Origin of the sequence: Salinivibrio sp. PR919, from assembly GCF_001995355.1 — a bacterium.
Lineage (GTDB): Bacteria > Pseudomonadota > Gammaproteobacteria > Enterobacterales > Vibrionaceae > Salinivibrio > Salinivibrio proteolyticus.
On record NZ_MUFL01000010.1, the window covers coordinates 49,513 to 59,460 of the forward strand.

Sequence of the window (9,948 nt, forward strand, 5' to 3'; positions counted from 1 at the left end):
CGATGACGGAGTTTGAAAAAATGCAGCGGGGGTTACCGTATTCCCCAGCCGATGAGGAATTAACCTTATTTCGCTATGCTGCGCGCCGCTTATGCCAACAGTTTAATCGTATCGATCCTGAAGACACCGATAACCTTGCGATAGTAACGACCAAGTTGTTTGCAGGGATTGGATCCAATGTGGATATTGATGCGCCGTTTTTTTGTCACTACGGAATGAATATCGAAATCGGCGATAACGTCAGTATTGGACCTAATTGCACCATGCTTGATGGGGCCCATGTTCGGATTGGGCATAATGTCAGCATCGGTCCCAATGTGGGTATCTATACCACGCGCCATCGCGTACTCCCGCTCGACATTGCTCGTGGAGAGTGTGAAACCTCACAAAGCGTGATTGTCGGCAATAACGTCATTATCGAAGGCAACAGTGTGATCAAAGCAGGCGTTGCGATTGGTGAAGGTGTGGTGATTGAGGCGGGATCGGTGGTGGATACAGATATCGAACCCTTTTCCATAGTGGCAGGTAATCCAGCAGAGGTTGTCCGGCGTTTACAATAGAGGTAGCCATTACTTGGGTGGGAAATGTTATAATATAACATTTTCTAATTGGCATCCTGGTAACGCTGTAGTAATGTTAACGCCCTGATTCGGGTGTCAGTAGTAAGAGACAAATTCTAATGGTAAAAGTAAGGGCTCGGGTGCCTCTGAACGTTGGAGTAGGGAGCCATATCCCTGCCGAAATTCTATCTTTTGAAGGACTAGCGTCTGGACAGGAGCACGTTGCGCTTATTTTTAAACAAGCGGACGTGACCGATCAAACTCCCCTAGTGCGAATGCATTCTGAGTGCTTAACGGGCGATGTATTCCATTCATCACGGTGTGATTGTGGTGAGCAGCTCGAAGAAACGATCCAAAAGATGGGTGAAAATGGCGGGATTATCCTCTATCTTCGTCAAGAAGGGCGTGGAATTGGCCTATACAATAAGCTTGATGCTTATGAGCTGCAAAGCCAAGGCATGACTACTTACGAAGCCAATAACCATCTTGGCTTTGCGGACGATTTACGTGACTTTACTGAAGCCGCACAAATGCTAAAAGCCTTGGACATTCATCGCATTCGGTTAGTGACCAACAACCCGAAAAAAATTGAAGAACTCCAAGCTGCCGGTATTGACCTCAAAGAAGTGATTGGCACCAAAGCGCACCTCAAAGAAGGTAATCGCAATTATTTAAAAGCTAAAATTGAGTATGGCAAACATCGTCTGAATATCGAGCAAGACTAAGTGGTAGTGAGTTGTGCTTAGTCGCAAACTTTACGGAAGGGCAGTGACAGTCACTGCCCTTTTTCGATACAGTGCGGCGCGATATATAAGCTTTCACTCAAGGACGAGTCATGAAAACGCAATTTTGGCAGTATATTTTCCCACCTTTGCCGCCCATTGCGATGTTACTTACCGTGGGCTTCGGTGTGTTGCTCAACCACTATTTTTCTTTTCCGTTCACATTAGGTTCGCCATATTGGGCTGTATTTCCTCTTACGCTCGCCATTGGATTGCTGGTGGCGGCGAAATGGGCATTTCATCGTCATCACACCACCGTTGATCCAATCAAAGAGCCATCAGCCCTGGTTACAACCGGCATTTATGCCTATACGCGCAATCCGATGTATCTCGCTTTGGTATTGCTCATCGTTAGCGCTGGATTCTACTTTAACTCTCTTTGGTGTTGGGGCTTGGTTCCCGCCTATATGGCCTACCTGTCAATGACCTTTATCTTCTCTGAAGAGCGGCGACTCGCTGCGCATTGGCCTGACGCATTTGCTGAATATCGGGCACACGTCAGACGCTGGATTTGAGATTATAAAAACTAATCTCAACTATGATAAAGAATCGTGTTGCGGCGACTCATCGCCCATTGCTTTCCTCACTGCTCAGGCCTATTATCGCGCTGTCTTTGGTTGTGATGTTTTTCGTGTTTCTAGCGTAAAGCTTTGCAACATCCACTTATCAAATCATTATTTCGCATAATTCATTTTTAGGAGTGTAGGAATGTCTTCGGCAATGCCTATGGGTAAGTTGTTGCTGCTCATTGTAATGCTGGCTGCGGTGGGTCAAATGACTCAAACCATGTATGTTCCATCGATTGCAGCGATGGCCGCAGATTTCTCGGTATCACCGGCGCTATTGCAGGCGGTGATGGCGTGCTACTTGATCCCGTACGGGCTGTCTCAGTTTATTTATGGCCCCATCTCCGACCGCATTGGGCGTAAGCCCGTTATTTTGGCCGGGCTTGCCTTATTCTTGGTCGGGACAGGGATCACGCTGTTAGCACATTCCTATTCGTGGTTTTTAGTGGGTAGTGTGGTGCAAGGCGCTGGGATTGGCTGTGGTGGCGCCATGGCGCGAACCTTAACCCGAGATTGTTTCTCTGGCGCGAAGTTGCACCGTGCCAACAGTTTGGTGAGTATGGGGCTTATTWTCTCACCATTAATGGCGCCTTTATTAGGAGGATACCTTACCGAGGTGTTGAACTGGCGGGCGAGTTACTTTTTCTTGCTGCTGCTAGCGATCGTGGTCTATGCAGTGATGGCGCTGCGTTTTACCGAAACGTTACCGCAAGAGGCTCGTCAGCCCGGTAATTTTATCGGTCGTTACCGCCATGTCATGAGCTCGCGGCGTTTTCGAGGTTACCTATTGTGTTTGATTACGGTCTTCTCGGGCGTGTCGGTCTTTGAAGCGGCCGCTGGGGTGATTATGTCTGATGGATTACAATTATCACCGACGCTGATCAGTGTCCTTTTTGTCGCGCCACTGCCTGCCTATTTAGTGGGATCGGGCCTATCTAGCCGCTTTGCCGATACCATAGGCTACTACGCGACATTGACGCTGGGTAGCGTAATGGCATTAATGGGAGCAGGGATCCTTGTTGTATCAGGACTAATGGGCGAGATTTCTGTGTATAGCTTAATTGGTGGCGGTTGTGTGTATTTTGCCGGTGCAGGCGTGTTATTCCCAGCGGCCAGCACGGGGGCACTGAGCCCATTTCCTTATCATGCGGGCACAGCCGGTGCTATCTTGGGGGGCGCTCAAAACCTGCTTGCGGGTCTTGTGACGCTAGCGGCCAGTCGATTAGGTGTCGCGAGTCAACTTTCTCTGGGCTCAATGATGCTTGCTCTCGGCATACTCGCGAGCATTGGCTTAATGATGAGTTATCGTGCGGACCAACACGGGGACGATCCCACCTCGGCACCAGTCCACTAAGGATACAAATGCAAACGGCAGCATGGGCTGCCGTTTTTAATTTCTCATCCTGACCATAGCGGTCGAGAAAGGCGAGCTGCCACGTCAATCATAGACGTGAGGTCTGCCATCAGTGCAGTTGTGTGGGGCTGCGTTTCCATAGTAAGTGACAGAATTTTTCTTCCGGATCACGGCTGAGTAGCATACGCACAAACACATCGGCCAAGGCGCCTTCTTTTGCCATCCCAATTTGTACTTCCGCACAGTGGGCGAGGTTGATGTCAGGCCCGACATGCTCAGGCCAATCGCTGCCGACTTCAACCACGATGGCGCCGCCGTCTTCCTCAAAATGGGATTCGTATGCCGCCAAATCGTCATACTCCAAATTATCTGGTGCCATCTCCGCGAAGATCTCAAAGGCGGTTTCGAGGATCTCATCCAAGCTCATTAGCGCTGATTGCGTCATTGGGTGTTCTCTATTCGTTCTGGGCGTGCTCGGACTATACCACGGTGGTTACGAATTCTCAGCCCGTCAATTATCCAACGCGACAGCTGGCAAGGATTATGCTTAACTTTACGCAAACGCCTGTACTCAATTTAAGCAAGCGCGTTGATACAGGGTGAGATTCGGTGGTAGAGCGTTGATTTGTCCATGCAGATGACCAACAATAGCGCACGCATTCAACCTTGTGTGAAAGTCGTGACTCAGTTGCAATCTCAAACGGCTTATTTACCAGAGCCGGATCGGCGCTCGCCGTTACAACCCGAATTTATCCCTGTCATGGTCAAAGCGATCAAACAGCTTCGTGCTTTGATCGGTAAGCGGCTTCACAGTGTCTACGTGAGCGGCGATATTGTCTGGCGTCGTGCGATAGTGGGGGAGTCTGTCCTGCATTTAACCGTGGTATGCCACCAACCACTAACGCTTGACCAATCCAGTGCCATGAATACCTTATTGTGGCGAATTAAAACCAGTCATAGCAAAGTCATCGATGGCTGTCATATCGACACAGTGACAGTGTCACAAGTTCGTGATTTGGCCGAAATCTTTCACTGGGGCTTCTTTTTTAAACATCGTGCAATGTGCCTGTATGGCCAAGATCTTTCCGAGAGTTTTGGCCATTTCGAGGCGAGTTGGGAAGTGGCGAAAGCGATGAATCCCGATTTGAGCGGTAAACTCGCACGTGCCAAGCATAAAATACAAGCGGCCACGACATGGAATACGCAACTGACTGCAGCACAGCGCATTGCCGATACCTTAATTCGTGGTGCGTTTGGTTTGGTATTGCATAAAGAAGGGACGTGGACGGAATCACTACCTGACTGTGCAGAGTTGTTTATTAAGCATTATCCTGCTAAACAACAAGCAATTGAGCGACTTTTTATCCTGCTAGATCGCAAACCTGTAAAAAAACGTGCTGTTATGATGCTCCTCAATGACTTTGGTGACTGGTTGATCAAAGAATATGCACGTATTGACTTTAAAATCGGTTAGCAGGACCAATACGCAGTGTATATCAGCTCGTTATCCAAAAACGTGGTTACGATAATCTGTGAGCTGGCCCACCTTATACCCTACAAGTTGCTAACGGAATCTGATCTTGGTCAATAAAATAGTGTAACAAACTTTTCACAAATGAAGGTTTGATGAACTATAAAACGCAATTGAGCCGTGGTAGTTGTGCTCTACAGATGTATTTATTCAGTATTTATGACTAAATAAACATTTACATCGCATGCATGATTCGGTAATCTCGATTGCAGATAGTCACTGTGAGTGAATAATTAATCGACAATTCGTCGTTTTGTCACGGTGATACAAATAAAAATTCAGGATTCAGACGTATGCAAAAAACTGACTCTCTCTCGACGACGGTGCCTTCGATGAGAAATATTCTGATGTTCGCCATCCCATCGCTTCTTGGCTTACTTCTCTTTATGACGCCGGTAAACTTCGGCGATGGTGTCACTATTCCCATTGCGGTCATGGCCGGAAGCGTTCTTGATTTATTGGGCGGCTCGGCAACTGCTGTGGTCACCGCATTGGTGGTTTTCAGTGCGGTCACCTCATTGATTGTTACGCTAACAAAACCCCGCTTTATTACTCGCCACGGTTTTCTCAACGGCCTATTCAATGTTTCACCGATTTGGCTAGCCACCCGTGTGATCGGTGGTGTATTTGTTGCCATGACCTTCTTCGGTTACGGGTCTGAACTTATCATGGGTGAGCTCACTGGCGCGTTCGTGCTTAATGATTTGCTGCCTATCCTGCTTTCTGTGTTTATTTTTGCCGGATTGCTGTTGCCATTGCTGACCAGTTTTGGCCTGCTGGAAATGTTAGGCGCCGTTTTCACTAAAGTGATGCGTCCATTATTTGGCTTGCCTGGCCGCTCGGCGGTTGACTGTGCGGCATCTTGGTTAGGCGACGGCAGTGTCGGTATCTTGATGACGAGCAAGCAATACGAGCAAGGTTTTTACACACAGCGTGAAGCTGCGGTTGTCGGCACCACCTTCTCTGCGGTATCGATTAGCTTTAGCTTGGTTGTGATTGCCCAAGTTGACTTGATGCACATGTTTACTTGGTTCTATTTAGCAGTGTGTCTGGCGGGGATTGCTGCAGCGATTATCGTTCCTCGTCTTCCGCCGCTTTGCTGGAAAAAAGACGAGTTGATTGACGGCTCAACCCGCCAATCGAACGAAGAAGTGTTACCTGAAGGCCATACCACGCTGAGCTACGGCTTACAGTGCGCGCTTAACCGTGCTGAAAAAATTCGCTCGGTGAACAGCGTGCTCAAAGAAGGGGCTCAAAACGCGGTTGATATGGTGCTGGGCGTACTCCCTGTTGTGATGGCGATTGGTACAGCGGCATTGATGGTGGCTGAGTACACCAGTATCTTTAACGTACTGGGTGCACCGTTTGTTCCTTTGCTTGAGCTACTGCATATTCCCGAGGCGGTCAAAGCATCAGAAACTATGGTGATTGGTTTTGCGGATATGTTTATCCCTGCCATTCTTGCCGCGGAAATTGACAACGAAATGACCCGCTTTGTGATTGCAGCGATGTCTGTCACCCAGCTGATTTACATGTCAGAAGTTGGTGCTTTGCTGCTAGGCAGTAAAATTCCAGTCAAAATCTGGGAACTGTTTGTGATCTTTATTTTGCGTACCTTGGTGACCTTACCGGTGATCGCGGGTGTCGCACATTTGATTTTCTAAGCCGATAGGCCAAGAACAGTCTGTTAAGCGCCTCGCGTTTTCAACGTGAGGCGTTTTTTTTGGGTCACGAATTCATGCAGTAGCACCTTATGCTTGGTATGGTAAATGCGCGCGAACTATCTGGCATGTTACCCCTCATCTATCACCAACATGATGAGCGGTAAGGGTTTAATAAGGAGATGGGATGAAAATAGTGACACTTCATGGGCTGTACATGCACGGTGTGTTTTTGATCCCGCTAAGTGAACGCCTAGAAAAGCAAGGACATGAGGTGCTCAACCTTTCTTATAACACCCTAGATCCGGACTTTGAGCAAATTGCTCGTCGCATCAATGCGTTTATTGATCATCAGCCCACGATTTTAATCGGCCACTCGATGGGCGGGCTGATTATTCGCCGCTATTTGGAGCAGAGTGCGCAACTAGACGATAACCCTGCTGATGCGGTGCACGCGGTGATTACCCTCGGCACCCCCCATCAAGGCGCAACACTGGCCAAAGTATTTGAGGATTTAGGGTGGGGCGGCTGGCTGTTCCAACGGAGCCAATCTATTTTATTGCCCGATGAGGTGATGCCCTGGCAGGGATTACCGCCTTTGCACAGTATTGCCGGAAATTGCCCGTGGGGCCCAGTATCGCTGCTGATAAAGAACCAAGTTTGCGACGGCACTGTGCTGGTCGAAGAAACTAAAATCGAAGGCATGAGCAGTCATGATATCTTTCCGCTCACCCACATTGCATTGCTTTTTTCTCGTCGGGTGAGCGATAAAGTGATCGCCATTATCGACAGCTACCAGCCTGCTTCCGAACCTGCCGCACAAGTTGAACCCTAACGCTAATGTGACGGAACCTCATCGGCGAGCCAGCGAGCAATAAACGTTCCTTCAGGGTCGTATTGTGCAGTTTGCTTGTCGAGATTAAACCGACGACTGCCGCGAGGATCTGCACCGACACCGGCGAGGTATTGCCAATTACCATAGTTAGCGGCGACATCGAAATCAATCAGTTGTTGCTCAAAGTAAGCAGCGCCGTAACGCCAGTCCACACCTAGCTCATWCACCAAGCAGCTCGCGACTAATTGACGACTCCGGTTCGACATCCAGCCTGTGTGTTTTAGCTGGCGCATGGCAGCGTTGACGATCGGAAAATCGGTATTGCCTTCACGCCATGCCATAAAGGCTTCGGCATAAAACGTAGTGAGCGGACGTTTATCGGCAATGCCCTTAAAGCGGAAAAAGCGCGCTCCGTAGTGATACAACATCCACTGGAAATATTCCCGCCATAGGAGCTCAAAATAGAGCCAATAGGTGGACTCATTTTTCTCCACATTGCGCTCATAACGGTCCAGCTCTGCAGCGACCCAACGCACAGACAAACAACCATTGGCTAGCCATGCGGATAAGCGGGATGAAAAATCCCAACCATCCAAACCATTTCGCGTCTCTTTGTAGCGTTGAATACGATGGGTATCCCACAAGTAATGATTCAGTTGCGCGCGACCAGCAATCTCTCCACCTTGATAAGGGGCAATACGGCGATCCGATAAAGGCGCGGGCTCGGTAACTATGCCATCGATAGGGCGCGGTAAGGACTCTGGCACCGCAAGCGGCAAACGTGGCGGAATGTCGCGCTTTTCGACCGCTTTTCTAAATTGCGTAAAGGTGGCAGGAATATCGGGTAAATCAAAGGGTAACTGATGCTGACTAAACAGCGTATGTGCATCAGACACCACCACACGCTGTGGAAACCGGCTAACAAGGGTATCTATTTGCTGGCGCTCAAAGGGGCCTGGGTGATCGGTGACGCCAATAACATCAATCTGGTGTTGGGTACACAGGTCGGCAAGCACTTCCAAAGGTGTGCCTGTTCTAATGATGAGCTTTTGTCCCATGACATCGAGCGCACGATGAAGTTCGATAAGGCTTTGCCACAAAAACGCTTCGCGCTGAGGGCCGAGGTGTTTACTTTGGAAGTGATCCGCGCGTGACCAGCGCGGATCAATGACAAACACACAGGTAAGTTCGTCACAGCTCGAAGCAAGATTGGCGAGCGCAGGGTTGTCATGAATTCGAAGGTCGTGGCGAAACCACATCAGTCCGCGTTGCATGTTGATCTCCTTTTTCTCGCCAATACGCCGAGAATCGACATCCAGATTGATCAGTAAGTATGGATGCCGATGTTTTAAACAGCGAATTGGGTCTAGGATTAGATCTGTCGTTGACGTTGCGCCCAATAGCCAACAAACACAAAGATACCTACCACGGCGCACATTAGCCATTGATCAGGCCAGGCGCGCATTTTCGTGGCGAGCCAAGGAGACACTGCCACAATAAATGCGCCGTAGCCAAATGCATTGATGCCGATAAACACTAAGGTGCGGACAAAAAAGTTGTGGCCGGTCAGTAAACGACGCAGGGTACGGTTAATGTCGTTACCAAACACCACCAATAAAGATGCGGTGACCGCAATGGCGATTTCGTTTAACCAAGGGGTTAGCCAAGCACCGCCTTGGGCAAGCCAAGAGATAATAATATTCATAATTCGTCACACTCTGTAGAATGCTGCTAGGTTACTGATTTCTACTAGCGACTTCCAGCCTCAACGTAAGTCGCGTGCGGTAAGGAGAAAACATGAGAATTGCCTCAATAGGGTTGGGTGACATCGCCCAAAAGGCATACCTGCCACTACTTGCAACCTGGCCCGATCTCGACTGGGTCTTGTGTAGCCGCCAAGCCGATACACTCGCGAAATTGGCGCAGCAGTATCGGGTAGCGCACACAGCAGCCAATGTTGAAGAAGTGTTAGCGCTGAACGTGGATGGGGTGATGATTCATGCAGCCACTCATGCTCATCCGGCGTTGGTGCGTCCGTTCTTAGCCGCAGGTATTCCCGTGTTTGTCGACAAACCGGTGGCCCAATCGGGGGCGGATGTTGAAGCCCTCTTTAACCTTGCAGAAAAGCATAATACGCCTTTGTTTGCAGGATTTAATCGCCGTTATTTGCCGTTGTTAAACGCCCATTTAAACGGCCAGCGCCCAGAAGATGAACTCGGCTCGCCATTGTTATCGTTACGGTGGGAAAAGCATCGTCATGCGCTGCCAGATGCGCCCCGTCGGTTTATTTTCGATGACTTTATTCACCCGCTTGACAGTATTAACCTGCACGGTGACATGAACATTGATGATTTGGATGTGTTTGCCCAGTTTGATGAAGGACTGCTCGCGCGTTTAGATATTCGTTGGCATCGCGAGAATAGCTTATTTGAAGCCAGTATGAATCGCCAATACGGCGCCACCAAGGAAACCATTGCCGCAGCCTATCGTAACGAGTGCTACTTCTTTGATGGATTTACGCGCGGTGAGCGTATGCAAGACAATCAAGTCGCGCAATTGTCTCTCCCTGACTGGACAGGCATGCAGGCCAGTAAAGGGTTTGAAGCCATGTCCAGTCAGGGAGAGACAATTGCGCGACTTGATTGTCTTGCATACGCTC

Annotated in this window: 11 protein-coding genes; 8 read left to right on the forward strand and 3 right to left on the reverse strand. The window is 49.2% G+C overall.

Annotated features, from left to right (window positions below):
- The first annotated feature begins 2 nt into the window (after positions 1-2).
- The 4 genes from BZG83_RS03280 to emrD all read left to right on the forward strand — a co-directional run bounded on the left by BZG83_RS03280 (position 3) and on the right by emrD (position 3,262).
- Complete coding sequence (locus BZG83_RS03280) at positions 3-560, forward strand: sugar O-acetyltransferase (RefSeq protein WP_077479359.1); 558 nt, start codon at positions 3-5, stop codon at positions 558-560.
- 119 nt (positions 561-679) lie between these two features.
- The gene (locus BZG83_RS03285) at positions 680-1,285 is read left to right on the forward strand and encodes a GTP cyclohydrolase II (protein ID WP_077479360.1); all 606 of its coding nucleotides are present in this window, start codon (positions 680-682) and stop codon (positions 1,283-1,285) included.
- A gap of 110 nt (positions 1,286-1,395) precedes the next feature.
- Positions 1,396-1,857 (forward strand): methyltransferase family protein, encoded by a 462-nt coding sequence (locus tag BZG83_RS03290; RefSeq protein ID WP_077479361.1) that lies wholly within the window; start codon positions 1,396-1,398, stop codon positions 1,855-1,857.
- Positions 1,858-2,050: 193 nt separating this feature from the next.
- Positions 2,051-3,262 carry a multidrug efflux MFS transporter EmrD gene (emrD, locus tag BZG83_RS03295; protein WP_077479362.1) on the forward strand — a complete coding sequence of 404 codons (1,212 nt, stop codon included), beginning with the start codon at positions 2,051-2,053 and terminating at the stop codon, positions 3,260-3,262.
- Between the two features lie 109 nt (positions 3,263-3,371).
- On the opposite strand, the gene BZG83_RS03300 is transcribed toward emrD, so the two are convergent.
- The gene (locus BZG83_RS03300; protein WP_077479363.1) at positions 3,372-3,707 is read right to left on the reverse strand and encodes a DUF440 family protein; all 336 of its coding nucleotides are present in this window, start codon (positions 3,705-3,707) and stop codon (positions 3,372-3,374) included.
- A 186-nt stretch (positions 3,708-3,893) separates the two neighbouring features.
- Here BZG83_RS03300 and BZG83_RS03305 point away from each other — a divergent pair, with 186 nt between their 5' ends.
- The 3 genes from BZG83_RS03305 (at position 3,894) to BZG83_RS03315 (ending at position 7,289) form a co-directional block, all read left to right on the forward strand.
- Positions 3,894-4,736: a hypothetical protein gene (locus tag BZG83_RS03305; RefSeq protein WP_241825755.1), complete on the forward strand. Its 843-nt coding sequence runs from the start codon at positions 3,894-3,896 to the stop codon at positions 4,734-4,736.
- Positions 4,737-5,086: 350 nt separating this feature from the next.
- Positions 5,087-6,457: a YjiH family protein gene (locus tag BZG83_RS03310; RefSeq protein ID WP_235608149.1), complete on the forward strand. Its 1,371-nt coding sequence runs from the start codon at positions 5,087-5,089 to the stop codon at positions 6,455-6,457.
- A 184-nt stretch (positions 6,458-6,641) separates the two neighbouring features.
- On the forward strand, positions 6,642-7,289 hold the full coding sequence (locus tag BZG83_RS03315; RefSeq protein WP_077479364.1) for an esterase/lipase family protein: 648 nt from the start codon (positions 6,642-6,644) through the stop codon (positions 7,287-7,289).
- Positions 7,290-7,291: 2 nt separating this feature from the next.
- Here BZG83_RS03315 and BZG83_RS03320 read toward each other — a convergent pair whose 3' ends face one another.
- The gene (locus BZG83_RS03320) at positions 7,292-8,563 is read right to left on the reverse strand and encodes a DASH family cryptochrome (protein WP_077479365.1); all 1,272 of its coding nucleotides are present in this window, start codon (positions 8,561-8,563) and stop codon (positions 7,292-7,294) included.
- A 98-nt stretch (positions 8,564-8,661) separates the two neighbouring features.
- Positions 8,662-8,994: a DUF3392 domain-containing protein gene (locus BZG83_RS03325; RefSeq protein ID WP_077479366.1), complete on the reverse strand. Its 333-nt coding sequence runs from the start codon at positions 8,992-8,994 to the stop codon at positions 8,662-8,664.
- 92 nt (positions 8,995-9,086) lie between these two features.
- Here BZG83_RS03325 and BZG83_RS03330 point away from each other — a divergent pair.
- Positions 9,087-9,948 (forward strand): Gfo/Idh/MocA family protein (locus BZG83_RS03330; RefSeq protein WP_077479367.1); only part of this gene is annotated, 862 nt, incomplete at its 3' end.